Source organism: Burkholderia paludis, assembly GCF_000732615.1.
Taxonomy (GTDB): Bacteria; Pseudomonadota; Gammaproteobacteria; order Burkholderiales; family Burkholderiaceae; genus Burkholderia; species Burkholderia paludis.
Genome location: NZ_JPGL01000068.1, coordinates 32,175 through 56,212 on the forward strand (window position 1 = coordinate 32,175; position 24,038 = coordinate 56,212).

Below are 24,038 nucleotides of genomic sequence, written 5' to 3' on the forward strand. Positions count from 1 at the left end.
GGTTCGTTGAACGGCCGGGCCGGCGCGGGCCGGTGGCCGTCAACGCGCGTCACGCCCGTATGGCGCGCATCGAGGGAGCAGGCGGCGCGGCGCCCTGCGCGAACGGTGCGCAGGGCGGCGTCGCCCGCGCGACGCGGGCATTCGGGTGAACGCTTGAATCAGGTCGTATGAGACGAACGGCGTGCGGCCGCGCGCACGTCGACGTGCGCGGACCGCCGGGCGAAACCGTCAGCAGGACAGCGGCGGCGCGCGCGAGGGCGGGCGGGCGTCGAGGATCGAGCGCCCGAAGGGAATGCAGTCGAAATGAAGCCGGAAACGCCGCGGCGCGGCGGCGGGAAACAGCAGCACCAGCAGCGCGACCGACGCCAGCGCCGTGAACAGCGCGGCGCCGAATGCGCACAGGCCGTCGCCGCTCCCGGAGGACGGCGCCGGCTCGCCATGTGCGTCATGCCTGAGCGTGTCGGCGAGCGCCAGCGCGTCGTTGGCGGGCGTGATCGGCGCGCCGGCGTCGAAGCGGGCCGCCAGCGCGGCCACGTTGACGATCAGCGGGCCGCGGCCCGAACACAGCACCACCGAGCCCGCATCCGGACCGTCCGGATCGAGCATCACGGCGCCCGATATCAGCGCGCGGGACAGCACCGTCACGAGGAGGAAACTCCACAGAAGCTGTCGCGCGGCGCCCGATCCGAGCAGGAAGCGGCGAAGTGCGTTCATGGCGCGCGATTGTACATCCGTTTGCCGGGACGGGCGGGCCTCCGCGCTGATGCCGGGGATCAGCGCGGCATGCGGCGGCACGCGCAACGGGCCCGCGCGCGACGGCTACGCCGCGCCGAGCGACCCGCTGCCGGGCGGCGCGTGGGCCGGGCCGTACGACCAGCTGCCGTCCGCGCGCGCGGTCAGCACGTTGCCGGAGCGGCGATCGTAGAGATGCCACTGTTCGTCGGCCGGATCGCCCCCGTACGGCCAGGTCGTCAGCGTTCCGCCGAGGTCGAAGTCGAACGCCCACGACCCCGGCTGCGCGCGCGGTGCGACCGATCGCAGGATCTGGCCGTCGAGCCGCTGCGCGGCGGCCGCGATGTCGCCGGAGCGGGATTCGCTGTGCGCGAGCGCGTGGCCGTCGAGCGCGATCGACCAGTGGCAGTAGCAGATCCACAGGTGCCCGTTGCCGGCGACCGTCACGCGCCGCGACGCGAGCCGGTCGCGCGCCGCCGCGGACAGGCCGGGCGAGCCCGCGAGCGGCTCCCTGACCTGCAGCGCAGGCGGCCCGAACTCGAACGTGAGAAAGCTGCCCTGGCCTTTCGTCACCGACCAGGCGGGCGTGTCGCAGATGGCCGACCAGAGCCGGTCGAAGTCGACGGCGGTCACGGCGTGCGTCCCGGGCCGGCGCAACCGGCCGATGTGTGGTCGGCGCCGGCCGGCGGTGGCCTCGTCGTCCGTTCGACGTCGTGGCCGTCGCGGCGATCGTCTGCCGCCGCATGCCGGCGCGCGTCGCGCCCGTGGCGTTGCACGGACGCGCCGGGTTCGCCGGCCCGCCGGGACTTCCGGTTCCGGGCGCTCATGCGGTGCGGTCACCGGGCATGGGCGTCGATCGGGGCGGGCCGCCCTGGGCAGCCGATGCGTCGGGCCGGCTCAGGCCGGATACGCATCGTCGACCTTCAGGTTCGCGAGCCGGAACAGCGTGCGCAGCGTCTGCGGATGAATGTCGCGACGCGCGGCGAGCGACGTCAGCATGAAGTCCAGCACCTTCGCGTAGCGGAGCAGCACGAGGCAGCGCGCGAGATCCGGCGTGCCGCCGCGCATGTCCTCGGCGAGGTGAACCATTTCCGTGGACAGTGTTCGCGCCATCTCGAGTTCCATCTGCTGTTTTTCGGTCCAGTCGGGCAGCGGCTTTTCGAGCAGCTTCGCGAGAAAAAGCTGGAATGACGTGTCGGACGAATTGGGCAGCGCATCCATGAAGAGCCTCGTTGCTTGCGCGGATCGTTCGGGCGAATCCGGTGGACGCGCCCGGGGGTGGGTTCATGTCCGCGCGGAGGGCCGCGCGGCTTTCTCCCGAACGGAATGCAGGTTCCGTACCAGCCCCGCGCAACGATTGTTGAGCACTGTTGAGCCGCGACGCGGCGCGGGCCGGCGCGTCCCGCCGGGACTGGGTTGCGGCCGCGATCGAGGCGTGCGTCCGGAGGCGCGGCGCGACGCCTGCCGGCCACGCGGCGCGGTTCGGCGAGGCGAAATGCTTCATGGATGTAACGTAACGCGGTGATCGGCCGGGTGACGCGTCTGCCCGCCGCAGGGCCGAAAGACGGCGGCGAGCGGGGCTCGTCTGCGCCCGCATGGCGTTCGGCCGGCCGGATGCGGCGTGGCCGGACTGCCGTTGGGAGCAGCGCAAACCGTCGGCGCACGTGACAGGTGTTTCAAAACCGAGACGGTTTCGCGCGCGATGCGACGAGGCGCGATCCGCGATCCGTTCAACTGGCCCAGCGAATCGGCGGCCAACTGTCCATGGGCAGGCGGCGCGCGTTTGCGAACAATCTCCGGATCATCCCTGCGAGGTTCGACATGAGCATGCACGCCTTCTTCTCGGCCAACCTGCTGCTGGCCTACACGGCCTATTTCATCGGTACGGCCAGCCCCGGGCCGAGCAATCTCGCGATCATGTCGGTCGCCGCGAACCAGGGCCGCAAGGCGGCGCTCGTGTTCGCGCTCGGCGTCGTGTCGGGGTCGATGTTCTGGGCGGCGGTGGCGGCGCTCGGCGTGTCGGCCGCGCTGCTCGCGTGGTCGAAGCTGCTCGTCGCGATCAAGGTGTTCGGCGGGCTGTACCTGCTGTGGCTCGCGTTCAAGTCGGGGCGCACGGCGCTGTCGCGCAAGGCGGCGGCGTCGCTGAACGCCACGGGCGAGCAGCGGCTGTCGCGCTTCTACGTGCGCGGCGCGATGCTGCACCTGACCAATCCGAAGGCGATCCTCGTGTGGGTGTCGATCGTCGCGCTGTCGTCGAACGGCGCGGGCGCGTCGCACGGCGCCGTCGTTCCCGGCTGCCTCGCGATCGGCTGCTTCGTGTTCGGCGGCTATGCGCTCGTGTTCTCGATGAACGGCGCGCGCCGGCTGTACGTGCGCGGGCGGCGCGCGATGGAGGCGTGTCTCGCCGTCGTGTTCGGCGTGGCCGGGGTGCGGCTGCTGGTGTCGAACGTCTAGCGCGCGCGTCATGCGGCGGCGGCGCGCTCCCGTATCTATCGGGCCGCGCGCCGGGCCCGCGGGCGGGCGGTAGCGCCCGGGTGATCCGCCGTGCGCGTAAACAGCGACACGATCGTCTGCCGCAGCCAGCGGTGCGCGGGATGGCTGTCCCGGCGCTGATGCCAGATCACGCAGTAGGGCCGCGCGGGCATGCGCACCGGCGGTTGCCGCGACACCAGTTCCTGTCGATGGGGCGACAGGTCGAGCAGCGTGGTCGGCAGCACGCCGATGAAATCCGATTCGCAGAGAATCGCGAGCGCCGGCGAGTACGCGTTCAGCGTGAGCGCGAGATTGCGCCGCAGCCCGTGCGCGGCGAGCAGGCTGTCGTACACCGGCACGCGCATGCCGGAGAACCCGACGTCGAGATGCCGCGCCGCGAGAAAGCGCTTCAGCGTGAGCGGCCCTTTCGCGAGCGGGTGATCCTTGCGCATCAGGCAGCTCCAGTGGATCGGCCACATCTCGTGCGTGCGCACGCCGCTGCTGGGGCTCGCGTCGTTCAGATAGCCGCCGATCGCGAGATCGACGCCGCCGCGATCGAACATGCCCGGCAGGTCGGCGACGCTGAACTGCGTGACCTCGATCCGCATCGCCGGCGCGTGCGTGCTCATGTACTGCGCGAGACGCGGCATGATGCGCTCGACCGTGTAGTCCGACATCGCGATCGTGAACGTGCCGCGATAGTCCTGCGGGTCGAACTGGTCGGGCGAGATCGCCTGCTTCAGCGCGTCGTAGTGCGGCTGGATCGTCACCCACAGCTCGCGCGCCCGCGCGGTCGGGCGCACGCCCGATACGGTCTTTTCGAACAGCGTGTCGCCGAGCGATTCGCGCAGCCGGCGCAGCGCATTGCTGACCGCCGACTGCGACAGCGCCAGCCGCTCGGCGGCGCGCGTGACGTTGCCTTCGGCCATCAATGCGGCGAACACGCGCAACAGGTTGAGGTCGAGCAGGCGGAACACGTCCTTCATCGCAGATCTCCGTGTCGGGGGCCGGCATGCCGCGCGTGATTCCGGCGGCCGGCCCATGAGGGCTGCCAGTTTCCGCACGACGGGCCTGTCGGGCAAGGGCGCGTTTGCCCTGAGAGTCGTGCCTGCCGCATCCCCGGCCGTGCGCCGGCGCGCAGCGTCATTCACGCCGGTGATGATCATATTCCGGAAATCCGTTGGACGCGGTAACGGTGCGCATCGAACATGAGCACCGCACCACTGCGACCGACAGGTGGAGGAGACAGACGATGAAGGAAGATGCCGTGAATCCGGCCGGCGCGCTGGCGCTCGACGGCCATGCCGCCGCGTCGCGGCGGCCCGCGCGGTCCGGCGCGCTGCGCGATGTCGCGGCCGCCGCGGCCGGCAACGCGCTCGAATGGTTCGACTTCGTGATCTACGGCTACTTCGCCGGCGTGATCGCGAAGCTGTTCTTCCCTGTGGCCGGCCCGGTCGGGTCGCTGCTGCTCGCCACCGCGACCTTCGGCGTGGGGTTCGTCGTGCGGCCGCTCGGCAGCGTCGTCATGGGGCTCTACGGCGACCGCTACGGCCGCAAGGCGGCGATGACGCTGACGATCTGGTTGATGCTGGCCGGCACCGCGGCGATCGCGCTGGCCCCGCCGTTTGCGCAGGCGGGCTGGGGCGGCGCGACGATCCTGGTGCTGGCGCGGCTGGTGCAGGGCTTCGCGGCGTCGGGCGAATTCGGCAGCACCGTGGCGTTTCTCGCGGAGAAGGCGCCGCCGCATCGCCGCCACTTGTTCGTGAGCCTGCAGATGGCCAGCACGATGCTGGCGATCGTGCTGGGCGGCACGATCGGCACGATCCTGACGACGTCGCTCAGCCCGCATCAGCTCGAAAGCTGGGGCTGGCGCGTGCCGTTCGCGGTCGGGCTGCTGATCGGCCCGGTCGGCTATTTCATCCGCCGCAACGTATCGGAAACCGACGCGTTCGTGCAGGCCGACGCGCTGCCGGTCGCGCAGGTGCTCGGACGCCTGTTCGGCGAGCATCGCGCGTCGTTTGTCGCGGCGATCGGCGTGACGATCGTCGGCACGGCTTCGTTCTACATGAACCTCGTCTACATGCCGACGTTCGCGGTGAAGCAACTCGGCCTGCCGATGTCCGCGCCGTTCATGAGCACGACGGTGGCCGGCGTCGTGATGGTCGCGGCGGCGCCGCTCGCGGGGCTGGCCGGCGACGTCGGGCGGCGGCCGGTCGCGCTGGTGGCGGCCGCGATCGTGGCGCTGGCCGCGCTGACGCTGCCGCTCTACACGTGGGTCATCGCGCATCCGTCGCTCGGCAACCTGCTGATCATGCAGGCGCTCGCCGCGGTGCCGATGGGCGTGCTGGTGGGGCTGGTGCCCGCGATCACCGCGCGCGTGTTCCCGGCCGAGGTGCGCAGCACCGGGCTCGCCGTGTCGTACAACATCCCGACGACGGTGTTTGGCGGGTTCTCGCCGTTGATCATCACATGGCTGATCGCGACGACGCACAACAAGGCGTCGCCCGCGCTGTACATCGTCGCGGCCTCGGTCGTGAGCCTCGTCGCGCTGCTCGGCTTCCGGCGCTTGCCGCGCGCATAGCAGGCCGGGCGTTCGCCGGCAGGAAAGCGGCATATTCATCAAGGATAACGAATCGAATTGCCGGCCGATACGGCGTGGCGAAGCACGTCCGGATCGGCTGGTTGTCACCGTTCCCCACAGGAGAAATCACGCATGAAACTCGAACCCACGTTCGCGCCGCCCGGCGCCGCCGAACTCAAGGCGCGCCTCGACCGCGTGCGCGCGCGCATGGCGGAAGCCGGCCTCGATCGCTATGTCGCGTTCTCGCCGGACAATATCTACTACCTGACGAACTTCGCGAACATCGTCCACGAGCGGCCGTTCGTGCTGGTCATCTCGCGCAGCGGGCCGCCGCAGTTCGTCGTGCCGCAGCTCGAACAGCCGCACGTGCGGTCGCGCTCGATCGGCGAGCTCGAGCTGGTGCCGTATTTCGAATTCCCGGCGCCGGCCGGCCGGGAATGGAGCGACCGCTTCAAGGCGCTGTTCGGGCCGGGCGAGCGCGTGGGTGTCGAGTCGGTGTGTCCGTTGCAGATCTATGCGCAGACGCCGGGCGAGCGCGTGTGCATCGACATCGTCGACGACGTGCGGATGATCAAGTCCGAATACGAGATCGCCCGCCACGTGTATGCGTGCGGGATCGCCACCGACGCACACGACCTGCTGCTGAGCGAAGCGCGTCCGGGCCTCGGGATGGCGGAGATGTCGTCGCGCATCCGCGGCTTCATCATGCAGCGGCTGCTGGCCGACGATCCGTCGCTGAACCCGTCGGCCACGCGGATCGTCGCGGTGTTCCAGCCCGGCAGCGTGTCGCACGATCCGCACAATTTCAGCAACATCGACATGCGGATGGAGGAAGGCGGCCCGCACGTGTCGATCGTGAACGCGGTGATGAACGGCTACGGCGCGGAAGTCGAGCGGACCTTCTTCCTCGGCCACGTGCCCGACGCGGCCAGGCGTGCATTCGACGTGATGTCGGAAGGGCGCCGGCTCGCGTTCGACGCCGCGATGCCCGGCGCGCTGCTGAGCGAGGTCGACCGCAAGGTCAACGACTATTTCCGCCGCGCGGGGATGGGCGACCGGCTGCTGCACCGGACCGGGCACGGGATGGGCGTGACCGCGCACGAGGCGCCGTTCTTCGCGGAAGGCTACGACCGGCCGATCGAGAAGGGGATGTGCCTGACGATCGAGCCGGGCCTCTACATCGAGGGCGTCGGCGGCTTCCGGCATTCGGATACCGTGCTGATCGGCGACGAAGGCCCGATTCAGCTGACCGGCGGGCCGCTGGCGCTCGATGCGCTGACCTTCCCGGTTCAGGCGTAGCCGCGCGCGGGCGCAAAAAAAGCCGCCGCACGCGCGGGTGCGGCGGCCTTCGTCGTCCGGCCCCGCGTCAGAAAATGAAGCCCGTGTTGATGAACTTCGAGTAGTGGTCCGACACGATCGAATCGAGCAGCTGCTTGCTGCCGTCGGTCTGCTTCGCCGCGACCATCGAGCGGATCGAGAACGCGCGCAGCGCGTCGCTTACCGACAGCGTGCCTTCCGCCGAATCCTTGCGGCCGGCGAACGGGAACACGTCGGGCCCGCGCTGGCACTGGCAGTTGATGTTCACGCGGCACACCTGGTTCACGAGCGGATCGACGAGCGCGCCGATCTGCGCCGGATCGGAACCGAAGATGCTGACCTGCTGGCCGTGCTCCGACGTCGTCACGTAGTCGAGCGCGGTGTCGACGTCGTCGAACGGCGCGACCGGAATGATCGGCCCGAACTGTTCCTCGCGGTACAGCTTCATCCCTTCGGACACCGGGTACACGACGGCCGGATAGAACAGCGTCTTGCTGAACGTGCCGCCCGAATGGTTGACGACCTGCGCGCCCTTCGCCTTCGCGTCGTCGATCGCGTCCGTCATGTAGGCCGTGCGATGCATGCCCGGCAGCGGCGTGATGCTGACGCCCGGCTCCCACGGCATGCCGATCTTCAGTTGCTCGAGCGCGGCGGTGAAGCGCTCGAGAAACTCGTCGACGATCGAGCGGTGCACGAGCAGCATCTTCAGCGCGGTGCAGCGCTGGCCGTTGAACGACAGCGCGCCGAGCAGGCATTCCTTCACGGTGAGGTCGAGATCGGCGTCGGGCAGCACGATCGCCGCGTTCTTTGCGTCGAGGCCGAGAATCGCGCGCAGCCGGTGCGACTTCGGGTGCTGCTTCTTCAGGTGGTCGGCCACCTTGCTCGATCCGATCAGCGCGAGCACGTTGATCTTGCCGGACGCGAGCATGTGCGGCACGACCACCGCGCCCGGTGCGTAGATCGTGTTGATCACGCCTTTCGGGAATGCGTCGCGGAACGCGTCGAGCAGCGGCTCGAACAGCAGCGTGCCGTATTGCGGCGGCTTGAACACCACGGTGTTGCCCATCAGCAGCGCGGGGATCAGCGTCGCGAAGGTCTCGTTCAGCGGATAGTTGTACGGGCCCATGCACAGCACCACGCCGAGCGGCGTGCGGCGGATCTGGCCGATCGTGCCTTCCGCGATCACGAAGCGCGAGTTCGCGTTGTCGAGCTCCTTCAGCGCGTCGATCGTCTGCGTCATGTACGTGACGGTGCGATCGAACTCCTTGCGCGAATCGGCGAGGCTCTTGCCGATTTCCCACATGATCAGGTTCACGACCAGTTCGCGCTGCGCGACCATCCGCCGGATGAAGTCCTGCATGCACGCGATGCGCTGCTCGACCTTCATCGTCGGCCACTCGCCGCGGCCGGCGTCGTACGCGCGCACCGCGGCGTCGAGCGCCGCGTCGCTTTCCGGCTCGCCCATCACGGGGTAGCTGCCGATCTCGACCTGCTCGACGCTGCCGTCCGCCTGCCGCACGCACACGGGCGACAGCACGGTTTTGGTCGCGCCGTCCCACGGCCGCAGTTCGCCGTCGACGAGCGACACGCGCTGGTGAATCGGCGAAGCGAGCCGGTACTCGGCAGGAATGTCCTGAAAGGCGGGAAACAACTGCTGCAGGGAGGCGGAATCGGGCATGACGGTCTCGTTTGACGGGGTGTCCGGGAGGGACGGGCGATGCGAATCCTGAGCGAAGCGATCCTCGATCCTGAATCGGCATGATGACGCGCACGCGACGACGCGTCACGCGCGAACATGGCCGAATCGGCGCATGGAACCAGTTCCATTAAAAAGGAACGCCGTCGCGAATGCAAGATCGGCACGAACCGTGCGACAGGTATCGTAAGGATTCGGAAAGAATGTTGCGAAATGATGGGCATCATGTGTTTCGGGTGTACGCAAACGTTTCCCGTCGGCCGAATTGCGCGGATAATGACTCGGCGCGGCGAAGAAAAAAATGAAGCGAGCCTGAGAGAGCAAACGTAGTGAAGAACCATGAAAGATCCGCCGCATCGCCGATGCGAGGTCGGCTACCCGGAGCGCCGGGTCGGGGTTGCCCGGTCCGGCGCAAACCGGCCGCCTGAACGTTTTCTGCCTGTCTTGATGGATCCTTCGCGATCCTGTCCTGCTCCTCCGCTGTCGTGTCCCGATTGTCGTCCGGCATTCATCGCCCGGTGACGACCGCCAAATTCTTTCGATTAAATTACGAACTGCGCGTATTTGAACGCGAAACAGAAAGGCATTCGTCAGGAATGCAGAGCGCCACGCGCTTGCACGTTGCTGACAGGCGACATATCGAGAATTAACTAAAAATACGAATCATTCTCGTTTAATATTTCGCTCCGTTACGATTCGTGACACGATGTCACGGATTGTTTCGCGTCGGTGGCGCCGGCCGGTATTCAACCCGCGCCGGCCGTTTGCCGGCAGGCCCGCGCCGGGGAGCGATCCTCCGCGTGCGCCGTCTTCTTCACGGAAAGGGCGTCATCGGCCGGTTCGCCGCGTGCTGCGCGCGTTGGCCGGATGCGCTTCGTTCCGTTCGCCACTTTTCTTCAGCCTTTACGTTCACGATGAAACTCAACAAGCGCGCGTGTCACGCGCTTCTGATCGCCACGTCGCTGGCCGGCGCCCGTACTGCATCCGCGCAGGCGAGCGACGCCGCCGCGACCTTGCCCGCGATTTCCGTCAACGCGGCCGCCGAGCATGCGTCCTACGATGCGGGCCATTCGCGCGCGGCGACCAAGACCGACATGTCGCTGATGGACGTGCCGCAGACGGTGAACGTCGTCCCGCACGCGGTGATCGAGGACCAGAACGCGACGTCGATGCAGGACGCGCTGCGCAACGTGCCGGGCGTCGGCTTTTCGGTCGGCGACGGCCAGCGCGACCAGATCACGATCCGCGGCTTCAACAGCATCACGGACCAGTACGTCGACGGCATTCGCGACGACGCGCTCTACTACCGCGACCTGTCGAACGTCGAGCGCGTCGAGGTGCTGAAGGGGCCGGCGGCCGTGCTGTACGGGCGCGGCTCGGCGGGCGGCATCGTGAATCGCGTGCTGAAGCGGCCGGACGCGAACCCGGTGAACGACGTGGGCGTGACGCTCGGCACGCGCGGCGAACGGCGCGGCGAATTCGACCTCGGCTGGAACGCGAACGATGCGGCGCGCTTTCGCCTTACCGGCGCGACCGAGAACTCGAACAGCTTCCGCGACCAGTTCCGGCTCAACCGCCAGGCGATCGCGCCGTCCGCGCAGTTCAAACTCGACGGCGACACGGTGCTGAACGTCGAGTTCGACTACCTGCACGACCGCCGCACGTCCGACCAGGGCCTGCCCGCGTATCTCGGCCGGCCGGTGGCCGTGCCGATCGACACGTATTACGGCTCGGCCGACGCGGCGAACAGCTCGTACAACGACATCTCCGCGAAGAGCGCGACGGTGTCGCTCGACCATCGCTTCAGCGATTCGCTGTCGTTCCACGGTGCGATCCGCGCGTACGACTTCTCGCTCGAGCGCAAGAACTACATCACGTACGAGCCGATCAAGACCGCCGCGCACCCGGTCGTGACGCTCGACCAGTCGACGCGCCAGCGCACCGACCACGGCATCGACGGCCTGTTCGAACTCACGCAGAAGACCTCGCTGTTCGGCATGCGCCACGAGCTGCTGTACGGGCTCGAACTCTCGCAGCAGCAGAAGTTCGACACGATCTACAGCGTGTCGAAGGTCGCGACCTACGATCTGTTCAATCCGCAGCCGGTGATCCTGCCGGGCGTGCCGTCCGGCGCGCGGGCGAAGACGAACGCGTCGACCGCCATCGGGCTCGCGGGCGTCTACGCGCAAGACCTGATCTCGCTGACCGAGCACTGGAAAGTGCTCGCGGGGCTGCGCTTCGACTACCTGAACCAGATCCGCCACGACTACACGTCGTCGAACGTCAATCTCGACCGCACCGATCACGCGTGGAGCCCGCGCGTCGGGCTGATCTACGAGCCGCTCGACTGGCTGACGCTGTACGGTTCGTTCAGCCAGTCGTTCTCGCCGCTCGCCGATACGCTGATCAGCTCCGGCGCGTACGCGAACGGCGCCGCGCTTGCGCCGCAAAAGACCACCGCGTACGAAGTCGGGTCGCGCTTCGATCTCGGCGGCAAGGCGACGGCCAGCGTCGCGCTGTTCGACATGCGCCAGACCAACCAGCAGATCGGCGATCCGGCGAATCCCGGCTATGCGCTGCCGATCGGCACGCAGCACGTGCACGGGATGGAGCTGGGCTTCACCGGCGAGATCGCGCCGAAGTGGTCGGTGTACGCGGGCTACGCGTACCTGAACGGCACGGTCGACGGCTCGGCGCAATCGACGGCGGCCGGCCTCGCGCTGTCGAACAACACGCCGGGGCTGATGCCGCGCCACAGCGCGAACCTGTGGCTGAAGCGCGAGCTGCCGTACGGCTTCTATGCGGCGGCCGGCATGCAGTTCCAGTCGGCGCGCTACACGTCGGCGAGCGATCTCGTCACGCTGCCGTCGTTCACGGTGTTCAACCTGGGCGCCGGCTATCGCAGCAAGAAGGTCGACGTGACGCTCACGCTCGACAACCTGTTCGATCGCCGCTACTTCATCGCCGCGCACGGCAACGCGGACCTGTACAACATGCCCGGCGATCCGCGCACGCTGACCGCCACGGTGAAGTGGCACATGTAACGCACGCGACGCACGCGCTGCGCGACCTGCGGCTTTCCTCCGCACCGCCCGACGGGGTGTGCCGGCTCGAAGGGCGCGCGACGATCGTGATTCGCGACCTCGAAACGGTTTGCCCGGGGCAAGAGGCGGCGGATCGCGCGTTCCTGGTGAAGGTGGTGTCCGCAGGCTCGCCGACGCGAAGCCGTTGCGGCGCGGCGACGCGATGAACGCCGCCCGCGCGATGCCCGGTCGCGCCGGATGAGCGGCGATCGCGCTGCCGCCGCCGACCGGATCGGGGGCGGCAGCATGCCGCCCCGGTTCCGCTACTCGACGTCCTCGTCATCCACCTCGCCTGCATCGTCCGCATCGCGCTCCGGCGCCGCGTACGCGCTCGCCTGTTCGAGCAGCCAGCCGCGGAACGATTCGAGCGGCTTGCTGTGGCTGAACTCCGTCGGGTACACGAGGTAGTACGCCGAATCGCCTACCGTCGCCGCGTCGCACGGCACGACGAGGCCGAGTTGCTGCAACTGCTCCTCGACGAAGAACTTCGGCACGAGCGCGATCCCGAGCCCGGCCGCGGCCGCGCTGATCAGCATCGTGTGCAGTTCGTAGCGCACGCCCTGCATCGTGCGGATGTCCTCGACGCCGTGCGTCTCGAACCACTGCGCCCACGCGCCGGGGCGCGTCGTCGAGTGCAGCAGCGGGTATCCGAGCAGATCCTCGACGCGCTCGACGGGCCTGTCGAGCAGCGCGGGCGAGCAGATCGGCACGACCTCCTCGCCGAACAGGTAGTCGGACGACGTGCCGGGCCAGGTCGGCTTGCCGTAGTGGATCGCGGCTTCGAAGTGCGTGTCCTCGAACGAGAACAGGTCGGTGCGGCTGCCCATGTTCACGCGCACGTCGGGCGTGCGGTCGTAGAAGCTCTTGATGCGCGGGATCAGCCAGTGCGACGCGAAGGTCGGCAGCACCGCGAGTTCCAGGTAGCCGCCGCCGCTGCCGTGCGCGATGATCGACAGCGTGTCGCGGTCGAGCGCCTCCAGCGCGCGGCGCACCTGCGTGCCGTACAGCTTGCCGGCGCGCGTCAGCACGACGCGCTGCTTCACGCGCGCGAACAGCCGCACGCCGAGGCTGGCCTCGAGCGTCGCGATCTGCCGCGATACCGCGCTCTCGGTCAGGAACAGCTCCTTGGCGGCGTGCGTGAAGCTCTCGTGGCGGGCGGCGGCCTCGAAGGCCACGAGCGCGCCCATGTTGGGGATCTTGAATTTGCGCATGATGTTCGATCTGTCTGACGAACGGGGCCGCACCACACGGGGGCGGAGGACGGCCGAGGGACGGTCAATAATTCCAAAAACTCATCACGTGTCAATTTAATCTCGCTTTACGCCCGGCTGCAACCCTTTGAATAATGCTCCCCACGCAAGGTCAGGCTCCCGTTGGGCGGCCGGCCGACAAGTTGCCGGCACGTTTGCCGGCGGTCCCCCAGACGAGAATCCTGATGCGCAATCCGAATATCGAGAGCTTGCTGACGAAGCTGCTGGGACAGGCGAAGACCGACGCCCTGTTCTCGACCCTGAACATGCCGGCCATCCTCGAGGAATGGGAAGACGGCGTCGTGACGCGCGCGGAAATCGCGCAGGCGATGAACATGGCGCTGTTCGAAGGGCTGCTCGAACGTTCGGCGAACGGCCGCGCGTACACGGCCGACGCGATCGCGAACGGCGGCTCGGTCTATTTCGACCACGGCGCGCTGCGCACGGTGCGCTGGCCGCACACGGGCGCGCTGCCGCCGGGCGAAGCCGCGTTCACGCGCATCCTGCGCCCGCTCGGCTTCCGCCTGAACGGCCGCTACCCGCTCGACAAGCTCGGCATGACGGGCCGCGCGTATGCCCATGAAGACGCACCGGACGAAATCGCGCAGTTCTTCGTCAGCGAACTGCACCCGGAGCGTTTCTCGAAGGAATTCCAGCAGGCCGTGACGAACGTCGTGAGCACGTCGCGCGACCCGCTGTCACCGGCGGCCGTCGCGCTGCTGTGGGAAGTCGAACGCGAAGGCTGGCTGTCGCTCGACGCCGCGCACGCGCTGCTGCCGGAGATCGTCGGCGCGTTCGAGCGGCAGCACGACCTGCCGAACGAACTCGACTACGAGACGCTGCTGCTGGAATCGGCCGAAATGGCGTGGATCTCGACCGAAGGCAACGCGTTCAACCATGCGACCGACCGCGTTGCCGACGTGTTCAGGCTGTCCGACGACGAGAAGGCGAAAGGCCGGCCGATGAAACCGGAAGTCGAGCGCTCGCGCTCGGGCCGCGTGTTCCAGACCGCCTATCGCGCGGATACCGTCGAGCGCGAATTCCGCACGCGCGACGGCGGCACGGTGAAGCGCGACGTGCCGGGCTCGTTCTACGAGTTCATCACGCGCAAGCGCACGTTCGACCAGGCCGAGCGCCGCTGGGTGACCGACCTGCGTTTCGATGCGGGCAACGCGCAGGGCATCTTCAAGATGACGGCGAACGCCGCGAAGTAATGCAGCGACGGCGGGGCGCGACGCGCGCCGCCGCCGAAGCGGCAAGCCGAACGGGCAGGGCGCTCACGCGTCCTGCCCGTTCGGCGTTTGGCGGCCCGCGATGCGGCGGCCTGCACGGCTGATTGCCGCGTCCGGGGATGAGCAGGCGCGCGCGCCGTCAGGTCAGAAGAGGTGCGTGATCAGGTAGAACAGCACCAGCAGCCCGGCCGGCACGCCCAGCAGCCATGCGATCAGGTATTTGCCCATGTCGTGTCGTCCCGATGGCCGCGACGCCGGCGGCGCCGCGGCGGGTGGAGGGGGCCGGTGGCGTTACAGGTCGCGGTCGAAGTCCTTCAGCTGCTTCTCGGCTTCCTCGCGGGCGATCCCGTACCGTTCCTGGATCTTTCCGGCCAGATACTCGCGATTGCCGTCGGCCACCGTCAGGTCGTCGTCGGTCAGCTTGCCCCACTTGGCCTTCAGCTTGCCGGTGAGCTGCTTCCACTGGCCCTTGATCTTGTCTTCGTTCATGGTGTGCTCCTTGTCGTGCAGGGATTGAAGGCGCGGCCGCCGCCGCGCCGGGAGGTCAGGCCTTCGCCTTCAGGCCGGATGCGTCGACGTGCTTCACGCCCCTGACCGCGCGCGACACGGCGATCGCCTTCTTCACGGCGATCCGGCTCGGCAGCACGCCGGTGAGCGTGACGACGCCGTCGACCGTCTTCACGCCGATGTCGAGACTCTTCACGCCGTCGGTGGCGGCCAGTTGGCTTTTCACCTTGGTCGTGATCCACGTGTCGGTGATGGGCTGGTTCGATTCGGCCTTCATGCCGTTGTCGGCCGATGCGTCCTGCGCGACCGCGTTCGCGAGCGGCGCGGCACTCAGCAGGAAAGCCGTGCTGACGGCGAGCAGCGTCGAAAGATGCCGGTTCTGGTTCATGTGTGTTCTCCCTCGTTTGGCAGGTTGAATGAATGGATTCGAGCGACGTGTTCCGCGATCCGGCTGGCTAGCGCACGATCGGCGTGTCGTAGCCGGGCTCGCGCGGCGGGATGTCCGGGCGCGGCACGTCGGGCGGCAGCGGAACCGGCGGCTCGGTGCCGGGCGGCGGTTCGGGCGGACCATCCGGAGGCGGCCCGGGCCGCGTCGGATCGGGTGTCTGATGCAGCTTCATCGTGCTTCTCCTCTGCGGTTGGAAAGGCAGCGCATGAGCGCCGATGCAGGACCAGCGTACCGGGGCGAACGCGTGCCGACATCGCGCAAATTCACCGGGCCGGCTAGTGCGTTTGCACGGGGCGGCGGGAGGGGACGGGCGGGGGCGCGGCGCGCATTTGCCGCCCGCGCGGCGGGCAGCGGCGCGCCCGGCGGACGCATGGCGGGATCGGCGGGGTGCCGAACGATGGGGGGGGCCGTGCGAATGTACTATGGCGGCTGGTGCATTCGCGCCTGTCGTGCCCCCGCACGACAAGCGATCATCGCCCTGCGCGCCATCCGGCGCGCCAGGTTGATCACGCGGAACGATTCGATGGACGAACAGGTAAACGAACAGGCGCTCAAGTCGCATACCGACCGGCGTCAACTGCACCAGATCATCGCCGGGCTGACCGAGGGCGTGATCCTGGTCGAGCCCGACCAGCGGATCGTCTGGGCCAACGAAGCCGCGCTCGCGATGCACGGCGTGACCGAGCTGCAGGCGCTCGGCGCGACCGTCACCGATTACCGCGCGCGATTCCGGCTGCGCTACCGGAACAACCATCCGGTGCGCGATGGCCACTACCCGATGGATCGCGTGATCGCCGGCGAGGCGTTCAGCGACGTGACGGTCGAGGTCGAATCGGCCGCCGACGAGACCGTGAGCTGGGTGCACCGGATCCGCAGCCTGGTGCTGACGAACGCGGCCGGCGAGCCCGACTGCCTCGCGCTCGTGCTGCACGATGCGACCGAATGGGCGAGCGCCGAGGAGCGCTTCGAGCGCACCTTCAACGCGAACCCGGCGCCGGCCGCGATCTGCCGGCTCGACGACCTGCGCTACGTGAAGGTCAACCAGGGCTTTCTCGACATGACCGGCCACGCGCGCGACGACGTGCTCGGCCGCTCGGTGTACGAGGTCGACGTGCTCGACCAGGCCGAGCGGCGCGAACTCGCGATCGAGCGGCTCGGCGAGGGCGCGACGATTCCGCAGATGGAGGCCGTGCTGAAGCTCGCGGACGGCGGCACCAAGGCCGTGGTCGTCGCCGGGCAACCGATCGACATGAACGGCGAGGCCTGCATGCTGTTCACGTTCATGGATCTCGAGCCGCGCAAGCAGGCCGAGCGCGCGCTGCGGCAGAGCGAGGAGCGGTTCGCGACGGCGTTCCGGATGGCGCCGGTCGCGACCGCGATCGTCACGGCCGACCGCTTCGAGCTGCTCGACGTCAACGGCGCGTTCGCCGCGATGATCGGCCATGCGCAGGACGACCTGCTCGGCAAATCCGCGGACGAGATCGGGCTGTGGGCCGAGCGCGACGCGTGGCGGCACATCGAGGGCCGGCTCGCGCGCGACGGCAGCGTGCGCAACGCCGACGTGCAGATCCGCACGCGCGACGGCGACGTACGCGATTGCGTCGTGTCGGCCGACCCGGTCGCGATTCACGGGCGGGACTGCGTGCTGGTCGCGCTGCTCGACATCAGCGATCGCAAGCGCACCGAGATGGAGCTCGTCTATGCGATCGAGACGGCGATGCAGGATGCCTCGTGGTTCAGCCGCACGCTGATCGAGAAGCTCGCGAACGTGCGGCGCGCGAATGCGCCGGACGCGGGCGCGCAGCTGTCGGACCTGACCGCGCGCGAGCGCGACGTGTTCGACCTGCTGTGCCACGGCCTGGCCGACAAGGAGATCGCCGGCCGCCTCGGGCTCGCGCCGAACACCGTGCGCAATCACGTCGCGACGATCTACGCGAAGCTCGACGTGCACAGCCGCGCCGAGGCGATCGTGTGGGCGCGCGAGCGCGGCATCGTCGGCGCGGTCGATGCGAACGGCGCGCGCGGCGAGAAGGGCGGCGCGAAGGGCAAGGACTGACGCCGGCGGTACGAATGCACCCCGCGCGCTGATGCATCCGCATCTGCCGCGCGCGGCGCGTGCTTGCGATCCTGTCCGCAGCGGCGATGCGGCGCGGGCAGCCATGTCGTCGCCCTCTCCCACGCTCGCAGGAGGCGACCATGGACAGGAATCGCATCGAAGGCAAGCTGAAGCAGGTCAGGGGCTCGCTCAAGGAAGCGCTCGGCAAGGTGACGGGCGACCGCAGGACGGAAGCGGAAGGTGTCGCCGAACAGCGGGCCGGCAAGCGTCAGGAACAGGCCGGCGAGGCGGCCGATGCGGGGCGTGGGCGGGCGGAGAAGCAATGACGCCGGTTCTCGCCCACGAGCGACGACGACAGGCCCGGCGCGCGCGGCGACGCGCGGCCCGTGCGCATGACGCTGCCTCGTGAGGTCCGCCGTTCGTGCGTCCCGGCTTCGGCCGTGACGGTCAGCGCGCCGGGGCGCCGGGTAGCGGAAAGGCGAGCAGGAAGGTTGCCCCGTGGCCCGGCCGGCTGAACGCCGTGATGCAGCCGCCGTGGCGTGCGACGACTTCGGCCACGATCGCCAATCCCATGCCGTGCGAGCGGATCTCGTGGCGCGTGAGCGGCCCGTCCTCCTGCGTACGCGCGGCGAACCGCCCGGCCGGGCCGTCGAACAGCCCGGCCGCCCGTTCCGGCGCCATGCCCTCGCCTTCGTCGCGCACAGCAACGTGCAGGCGCGGCGGCGATGCGTCTTCGTCGACCGCCGCACAGAGATCGATCGTGGTGCCCGGTGCGCTGTGCCGGATCGCGTTGTGCAGCAGGTTGACGAACGCCCGCGTGAGCAGCGCGCCGTCGGCATGCAGCGCGGTGTCATCGTCGGCGATATGCAGGTCGATCGCGACGCCGCGGGCCGATGCGGTTGCCCATACCTGGTCGACCGCGTCCAGCATGATCGACGCAACGGGTGCGAGCTCGAAGCGATACCGGCTCGAGCGCGCGGTGACGAGATCGAGAATGCTGTCGGCGAGCCGGATCGAGCGCTCCGTTTCGCGCCGCACGCCGTCGACGAGCCCACGCGCGTCGGGCGGCGCGGCACCGGCCGCATGCAGGTTCAGCAGGCTGATGATGTTGATCTGCGGCGTGCGCAGGTCGTGCGAGATATAGCCGATCCACTGTTCGCGCTCGCGCTCGAGGCGGTGCTCGTTCGTCACGTCGTGCAACGCGACCATCCAGCGCCTCGGCTCGCCGCCGTGACCGTCCAGCGCGGCGATGCGCGGGCTGAACGCGTGATCGCGACGCGTGACGTACTCGTGCTGCAGCGTGTCGAACCATCGCACGCCGGCGCTGCTGGCATGCGGCGCCGGCGCGTCGAACCCGCGCAGCACCGACGACAGGTTGCGGCCGTCCAGCGGTGCGCCGGGCTCGCCGGGCGATTCGAGCAAGCGGCGTGCCGCGTCGTTGCTCTGCGTGATCGTGCCGTCGTCGAGGCAAACGAGGACGGCGACCGGCATCTGCGAGATGCTGACGTCGAGCATCGTCTTGATGCGGGCGATCCGGTCGATGGCGGCGTCCAGCTCGGCCATCCGCGACGCGACGTGATCCCACGCGTGCGTCGGCGGCCGGTCGGCCGGTTCGAATGCGCCTGCCGGCAGCGCGTTCAGCAGCGCGATGCGCCGGCCGAAGAAATGGAAGAACGCCGACAGGCGACGCCAGCTCCACAGAAAATACGCGACGGCGATCCCGAGCAGCGTCGGCAGGGGCGGGACCCACACGTACGCCCAGATGACGAGCGTCAGGCACACGACGAGCCACAGGCCCGACATCGTGAGCACGACGGCCCAGCCGTAGCGCGCAGCCGGCAGGAACAGCAGGAGTGCGATCCAGACGGGCAGCGAGGCCCACCCGGCAAACGCGGCACGCGACAGCGGGCGCACGGTGCGATCGTGTCGCAGCGCGTCGATCGCGGCGGCCTGCAACTCGATGCCCGACAGCGACGCGACGCCGTGCGGCGTGCCGATGGAAACGGGGCGTTCGAGGCGTGCATCCTCGAGTGCGCCGACGAGCACCAGCTTGCCGCGCACGAATGCCGCCGGTACCTGCCCGCGCAGCAGGCTGAGATACGACACCGTGCGCCATCCATGCAGCGGCTGCGCGAGCGGAAAGCCGAACGGTGCCTGGCGGATCCACGCATCGCCGCTTGCCGTCGGGTCGCCGTGATCCGCGGACACGGCGAGCGCGGCCGGCGCGACGGGGGGCGTTGGCACAGCGAGCCCGGCAAAGGTGACAAGGGCGGCAGGTGCGGCGGGTGCTGCCGCAGCAGCAGGCGGGGTCGGCTCGGCATCGGCGCGATCCACGAGCCGCGCGCCGACGTACGGCTCGAGCCGGCCCGGCGGGCCTTCGCGCATGAACATCCAGCGCGACAACCCGTTTCCGTCGACTGCCACGTTGGCGTGACCGGTGCCGGCGGCGCTGCGCGCGAAGAGCGGCAGCGGCGGCACGAAGGTCGGTGTGCCGTCCGCGATGGCGGAAGGCCCGGTCGCGACGCGCATCGGGAGATAGACGGGAAGCCGTGCCATCGATGACGCGAGCTGGCGGTCGTCGTCCTCGTCGGACGCGCTGTCGAGGAATGTGCCGAGCAGCACGCGGGCCGCGCCGTCGCGCGCGAGCGTGTCGAGCAGGCGCGCATGCACGCTGCGCGGCCACGGCCACGGCCCGATTGCCGCGAGGCTGCGCGCGTCGATGCCGACGATCAGGATGTCGGGCGACGGTGCCACCTGCCGGCGGCTCATGATCCGGTCGTACAGCATCGCGTCGACGATCCTCACGCCCGGCGCGCCGTGCAGCCACCACAGCAACGGCGGGATCAACAGCGCGATCAGCAGGCACTCGACGACGAAGCGGCGGCCCACGGGTCAGTCACGCGCGGCGGCGGGTTGCGGTACGTCGAATGAGCCGGACGCGAGCGTGCGGTCGTCGCCGACCGTGACGAGCCGCGCGCGCCAGTAGTATCGCCCCGGTACCGTAAGCGGGCCGACGACGGCGCCGGCGCCGTATACCGCCGGATCGGTGACGACCGGCGACGCGAAATCCGGCGAGCGCGCGAGTTCGAAGAGGCAGCGTTGTCCGTCCGGCGCCGGCCAGCGGATCTCGTAGCGTCCGTCGCGTGTCTGGACGACCGTGTCCGTTTGCCGGTCGTCTTGTACGTGCACGATGCTTTCGCCGGGCATGCCTTCGATGTTGCGCGCATCGAACGCGCTCGCCCGCGCATGGTAGAAGCCGCCCGGCAGATCGTCGGGCAGCGTGAACCGGCCATCCGGCGCGGTGGCTTCGTACGCGCCGTGAATGAAGGATGGGTCGGTGGCGAGCAGCAGGCGATAGCCTTGTGCGCCCTGCACCGCCGACGCGATCAGTACGCGCTTGCCGTCCGCGCTTTCGGCGAGCGTCGGCGGTGCCAGCAGGGCCCGGGATTCGAGCGCGCCGGCGCCCGCGAGCGCGGCGCCTTGCCGTGCGTCGAGCACCAGTTCCGGTTTGCCTTGTGTCGACACCGCCACGACCCCGGACAGCACCTCGGCGGTCACCGCGCCGTGTTCGTCGCGCACGCGGAAATGCGTGCCGCGCACGCCGAGCGTCGCCATCCGGGTCCGGATCTCGAACGTGCGACCGTGCTGCTTTGCGACGAGCGCCTCGATGCGTCCGTCGAGCAGTTGCAGCTGCGTCGCCTGCCCGTTGGCGACGACGACCCGCACCGTGCTGCTGGACGGCATCACGAGCGTGCTGCCGTCGCGCAGACGGAAACTGAGGTACGTGCGTTCGTCGGTTTCGAGAATGTCGCCGGCGCGAACCGGCGTACCCGCGTCGAGCGGGCGCGGCGCGGCATCGCCACGCTTCATGCGCGCCGCGCCCGACAGCTCCGCGACGCCGGCCACCGCGAGCGGATCCTGCGTCCAGGTCGCCCGTGCCGGCGCTGCGCTCCTGCCACGGCCGGCCGGGCGCGATGCGTCGTCGTCGTTCACCGCTGTGTCCGGCGTCCCGCGCGTATCCGCCGCGCGCCGGAAGAACGCCGGATCGAGGTGCAACGCCGTGCCGGGGTGCAGCCGCTTCGGATCGCCGACGCCGTTGCGCTGCTGCACGTCGGGCCAGTGCAACGGCGAGTGCAGGTATTCACCCGCGATGTCCCACAGCGTGTCGCCTTGCCGAACGACGTGGACGCGCTCCTGCGCGAACGGTTGCATCGAGCCGAGCGCGGCGACAAGCGGCAGGACGAGCCGAAGCAGGCTGCGCCGGACGGTCGGCCGGCGCCGTGCGAATGACGGGTTCATGATGCGTGTTCGTTGACGGCTTCCAGCCGGTAGCCTTGTCCATAGATCGTCTGCAGCCGCACGCCGTGCACGGGGCGCAGGCCCAGCTTCGTACGCAGCCGGTAGATCTGGCTGTCGAGCGAGCGGCTCGGCGATTCGCCGTTGATGCCCATGCGCTCCATCAGGTAGCTGCGCGACACCGTTTGTCCCAGATTGCCGAACAGCGCGAGCGCAAGCCGGAACTCGCGCTCGGTAAGCTCGATATCGGAGACGTTCGACGCATGCGTGAGCCGTGCGATGGAACTCGTGCGATCGAATTCCCAGTGGCCGAAGCGTTCGACCGGCCGTTGCTGGGCTTGCGGCTGAAGCTGGTGCAACTGGTTGCGGATGCGGGCCGCCAGTTCGAGCGGCCGCAACGGCTTGACCAGATAGTCGTTGGCGCCCGCGGCGAGCGCCTGCACGACGTCGCATTCCGAGCCGCGCGAACTCAGCATGATGATCGGCACGCTGCTTTCGCGAAATTTGCGTACCCACTGCAGCAGGTCGAGCCCGTCGAGATCGGGCACGTTCCAGTCGAGCACCAGCAGGTCGAAGGTATCCGAGCGCAGTGCGCGACGCAGCGTTTCGCCCATTCCGAAGCGCACGCAGGTGAGGGGGGGCGAACACGACGCGAGCTGTTGCTCGAGCGCGTGAACCAGATATTCCATCTGGGTCGGTTCGTCTTCGAGGATGGCGATACGCATCGCATCGTTTCCAGCTGACAACACAGAGTCGCAAATCGTAGCAGCGGGTTAATTCGATAATTGCCAATGATTGTTAATTTGGAATGCACTTCCTATAAATTGGCGATTGCCGCGCTTCTTTATTTGTATTACGAAATTGCATTCGAGCATTGGTGAGAGTTTTTGATTTTGTTAAATGTGGTCGAGATTCTGACAAATTCTCGCGTCGTCAATGGCTGGTCGGGAAACGTCTGTATCTTCCGTCGGGCTGGGTTCTCCGGCCGGAGCGGGTCCGGGCTGAGGGTGCCGATCCGGCGGCATCGCGGGAGCTGGAAAAACCTGAATGACAAGCGGGATGCGCCGAATTCGAATTAATCGATATCGGGTCCTGGAATATAAAAAGTCCGAGTTGACGAACCGTGCAATTCAGTATATTCGGGCAGGGAGTGATCATGAAAATAAAGCTGATGATTGCCTTAATCGCGTCGGGATGCCTGCTGGCGGGTTGCGGCGCGGCCGGCCCGGGCGCGAACGGCACGCCGACGTTTCCGGCGCGCGATTCGTCGTGGATGAAGGAAGGGGCGTTCGTCAACGTTGCCAACCTGCGGCAGATCGGGCCGGGCATGAGCAAGGATCAGATCTATGCGCTGATCGGGCCGCCGCATTTCGACGAAGGCGTGTTCTTCGTGCGTACCTGGAATTACGTCTTCGACTTTCGCATCGGGCACGACAACGAGGTCGCGACCTGCCAGTACCAGATCCGCTTCGATGACCACTCGCGCGTGGCGGCGACCTACTGGAAGGAGCCCGATTGCGCGCTGCGTGCGAATCCGCCCGAGGTTCGTCCGATGCCGCAGGACGCAGCCGCGCGGCATGGCGACGCGGTCACGCTCGGCTCCGACGGCCTGTTTCGTTTCGATGGCGCGGACGAGGCGGACATGCTGCCTGCCGGGCGCGAACAGATCGTGCAGGTTGCCGGAGCGATCAAGCGTGATTTCCCGGGCTACCGGGAGATCGTCGTCACGGGGTACACGGACCGGCTGGGTACCGACGCGTACAACGCCGCCCTGTCGCTGGCGCGTGCGCGTACCGTTCGCGCGCTGCTGATCCGGCAGGACCTCGACGGCTCGAAGATCAGGACTGCAGGCGAAGGTGCGGCGCGGCCGGTCGTGACGTGCGATCGCGTCGAGCCGCACGACGTGCTCGAGAAATGCCTGCAACCGAACCGTCGTGTCGAGATCGAGATCCTCTGACGGCGCGATGCACGGCCGCTCTCGCGCGGAGCGAGCACCGAGATAGTGAAGATGGCGCACGTAACCGAAGCAGCGGGTATATACCTGATCCCGGTCGATTCGGTGTGCTGATGAATGAGTTGATGTCGAGGAATCTAGTAGGGGAGTAGGCATGAACAAGGTATACAACGTTGTGTGGAACCGGGCGCGGGGCAAGCTTGTCGTGGCATCGGAGTTGACGAGGGCCGGCGGAAAGGGCGGGGCGAAGCCGGTGACGATCTGCGCGCTGGCGATCGCGGTGGCGGCCGCGGCGCTGCCCGCACATGCTCAGTATTACAGCGTGAACGACAGCGGCACGCAGCAGGGCAACTACAACAACGATGGCGCGACCGGCGGCAGTGCGCTGGCGGCGGGCATCGGTGCATCGGCGGC

General features: G+C 68.5%; 21 protein-coding genes. 9 read left to right on the top strand and 12 right to left on the bottom strand.

Annotated features, from left to right (window positions below; genetic code table 11):
- Window positions 1-228 precede the first annotated feature (228 nt).
- The 3 genes from GQ56_RS0131995 to GQ56_RS0132010 all read right to left on the bottom strand — a co-directional run bounded on the left by GQ56_RS0131995 (window position 229) and on the right by GQ56_RS0132010 (window position 1,953).
- On the bottom strand, window positions 229-714 hold the full coding sequence (locus GQ56_RS0131995; RefSeq protein WP_031402537.1) for a hypothetical protein: 486 nt from the start codon (window positions 712-714) through the stop codon (window positions 229-231).
- 105 nt (window positions 715-819) lie between these two features.
- On the bottom strand, window positions 820-1,365 hold the full coding sequence (locus GQ56_RS0132000; RefSeq protein ID WP_152601924.1) for a hypothetical protein: 546 nt from the start codon (window positions 1,363-1,365) through the stop codon (window positions 820-822).
- Window positions 1,366-1,629: 264 nt separating this feature from the next.
- On the bottom strand, window positions 1,630-1,953 hold the full coding sequence (locus tag GQ56_RS0132010) for a hypothetical protein (RefSeq protein ID WP_031402539.1): 324 nt from the start codon (window positions 1,951-1,953) through the stop codon (window positions 1,630-1,632).
- Between the two features lie 600 nt (window positions 1,954-2,553).
- Here GQ56_RS0132010 and GQ56_RS0132020 point away from each other — a divergent pair.
- A complete protein-coding gene (locus GQ56_RS0132020) occupies window positions 2,554-3,186 on the top strand; it encodes a LysE family translocator (RefSeq protein ID WP_031402540.1) in 633 nt (210 codons plus the stop codon).
- A 35-nt stretch (window positions 3,187-3,221) separates the two neighbouring features.
- Here the strand turns inward: GQ56_RS0132020 and GQ56_RS0132025 are convergent, their stop codons facing one another.
- Window positions 3,222-4,190 (bottom strand): LysR family transcriptional regulator, encoded by a 969-nt coding sequence (locus tag GQ56_RS0132025; protein WP_034198502.1) that lies wholly within the window; start codon window positions 4,188-4,190, stop codon window positions 3,222-3,224.
- 266 nt (window positions 4,191-4,456) lie between these two features.
- Between GQ56_RS0132025 and GQ56_RS0132030 the strand changes: the two genes are divergently transcribed.
- Window positions 4,457-5,785 carry an MFS transporter gene (locus GQ56_RS0132030; protein WP_052007378.1) on the top strand — a complete coding sequence of 443 codons (1,329 nt, stop codon included), beginning with the start codon at window positions 4,457-4,459 and terminating at the stop codon, window positions 5,783-5,785.
- A 132-nt stretch (window positions 5,786-5,917) separates the two neighbouring features.
- On the top strand, window positions 5,918-7,084 hold the full coding sequence (locus tag GQ56_RS0132035) for a M24 family metallopeptidase (RefSeq protein ID WP_031402543.1): 1,167 nt from the start codon (window positions 5,918-5,920) through the stop codon (window positions 7,082-7,084).
- A gap of 67 nt (window positions 7,085-7,151) precedes the next feature.
- Here GQ56_RS0132035 and GQ56_RS0132040 read toward each other — a convergent pair whose 3' ends face one another.
- Window positions 7,152-8,780, bottom strand: a complete 1,629-nt coding sequence (locus tag GQ56_RS0132040; protein WP_031402544.1) for an NADP-dependent glyceraldehyde-3-phosphate dehydrogenase — start codon at window positions 8,778-8,780, stop codon at window positions 7,152-7,154.
- Window positions 8,781-9,712: 932 nt separating this feature from the next.
- Here GQ56_RS0132040 and GQ56_RS0132045 point away from each other — a divergent pair.
- Window positions 9,713-11,842 (top strand): TonB-dependent receptor, encoded by a 2,130-nt coding sequence (locus GQ56_RS0132045; RefSeq protein ID WP_043301711.1) that lies wholly within the window; start codon window positions 9,713-9,715, stop codon window positions 11,840-11,842.
- 302 nt (window positions 11,843-12,144) lie between these two features.
- Here GQ56_RS0132045 and GQ56_RS0132055 read toward each other — a convergent pair whose 3' ends face one another.
- Window positions 12,145-13,092, bottom strand: coding sequence for a LysR family transcriptional regulator (locus GQ56_RS0132055; RefSeq protein ID WP_031402546.1), 948 nt, complete (start codon window positions 13,090-13,092; stop codon window positions 12,145-12,147).
- 224 nt (window positions 13,093-13,316) lie between these two features.
- On the opposite strand from GQ56_RS0132055, the gene GQ56_RS0132060 reads away from it, so the two are divergent.
- Window positions 13,317-14,345, top strand: coding sequence for a DUF1338 domain-containing protein (locus tag GQ56_RS0132060; RefSeq protein WP_031402547.1), 1,029 nt, complete (start codon window positions 13,317-13,319; stop codon window positions 14,343-14,345).
- A gap of 309 nt (window positions 14,346-14,654) precedes the next feature.
- On the opposite strand, the gene GQ56_RS0132070 is transcribed toward GQ56_RS0132060, so the two are convergent.
- The 3 genes from GQ56_RS0132070 to GQ56_RS46130 all read right to left on the bottom strand — a co-directional run bounded on the left by GQ56_RS0132070 (window position 14,655) and on the right by GQ56_RS46130 (window position 15,490).
- A complete protein-coding gene (locus GQ56_RS0132070; protein WP_031402548.1) occupies window positions 14,655-14,852 on the bottom strand; it encodes a CsbD family protein in 198 nt (65 codons plus the stop codon).
- Window positions 14,853-14,907: 55 nt separating this feature from the next.
- Window positions 14,908-15,258, bottom strand: a complete 351-nt coding sequence (locus tag GQ56_RS0132075; protein WP_031402549.1) for a BON domain-containing protein — start codon at window positions 15,256-15,258, stop codon at window positions 14,908-14,910.
- A gap of 67 nt (window positions 15,259-15,325) precedes the next feature.
- Entirely contained in the window at window positions 15,326-15,490 is a 165-nt protein-coding gene (locus tag GQ56_RS46130) for a hypothetical protein (protein WP_162836113.1), read from the bottom strand.
- Between the two features lie 351 nt (window positions 15,491-15,841).
- Here GQ56_RS46130 and GQ56_RS0132085 point away from each other — a divergent pair, with 351 nt between their 5' ends.
- Together GQ56_RS0132085 and GQ56_RS0132090 are read left to right on the top strand one after the other, a co-directional pair.
- The gene (locus GQ56_RS0132085; RefSeq protein WP_031402550.1) at window positions 15,842-17,374 is read left to right on the top strand and encodes a helix-turn-helix transcriptional regulator; all 1,533 of its coding nucleotides are present in this window, start codon (window positions 15,842-15,844) and stop codon (window positions 17,372-17,374) included.
- 140 nt (window positions 17,375-17,514) lie between these two features.
- Window positions 17,515-17,700, top strand: a complete 186-nt coding sequence (locus GQ56_RS0132090) for a CsbD family protein (RefSeq protein WP_031402551.1) — start codon at window positions 17,515-17,517, stop codon at window positions 17,698-17,700.
- A gap of 121 nt (window positions 17,701-17,821) precedes the next feature.
- On the opposite strand, the gene GQ56_RS0132095 is transcribed toward GQ56_RS0132090, so the two are convergent.
- The 3 genes from GQ56_RS0132095 to GQ56_RS0132105 are packed head-to-tail and all read right to left on the bottom strand — an operon-like array spanning window position 17,822 to window position 22,395.
- The gene (locus tag GQ56_RS0132095; RefSeq protein ID WP_031402552.1) at window positions 17,822-20,263 is read right to left on the bottom strand and encodes a CHASE2 domain-containing protein; all 2,442 of its coding nucleotides are present in this window, start codon (window positions 20,261-20,263) and stop codon (window positions 17,822-17,824) included.
- Between the two features lie 3 nt (window positions 20,264-20,266).
- A complete protein-coding gene (locus GQ56_RS0132100; RefSeq protein ID WP_031402553.1) occupies window positions 20,267-21,673 on the bottom strand; it encodes a FecR domain-containing protein in 1,407 nt (468 codons plus the stop codon).
- Window positions 21,670-22,395 carry a response regulator transcription factor gene (locus GQ56_RS0132105; protein WP_031402554.1) on the bottom strand — a complete coding sequence of 242 codons (726 nt, stop codon included), beginning with the start codon at window positions 22,393-22,395 and terminating at the stop codon, window positions 21,670-21,672. The genes GQ56_RS0132100 and GQ56_RS0132105 overlap by 4 nt, the downstream gene beginning before the upstream one ends.
- Before the next feature lie 431 nt (window positions 22,396-22,826).
- On the opposite strand from GQ56_RS0132105, the gene GQ56_RS0132110 reads away from it, so the two are divergent.
- Window positions 22,827-23,627 (top strand): OmpA family protein, encoded by an 801-nt coding sequence (locus GQ56_RS0132110; RefSeq protein WP_031402555.1) that lies wholly within the window; start codon window positions 22,827-22,829, stop codon window positions 23,625-23,627.
- Window positions 23,628-23,778: 151 nt separating this feature from the next.
- Window positions 23,779-24,038, top strand: a 260-nt coding sequence (locus GQ56_RS45945; RefSeq protein WP_031402556.1) for an ESPR domain-containing protein, incomplete at its 3' end; no start/stop codon positions are given.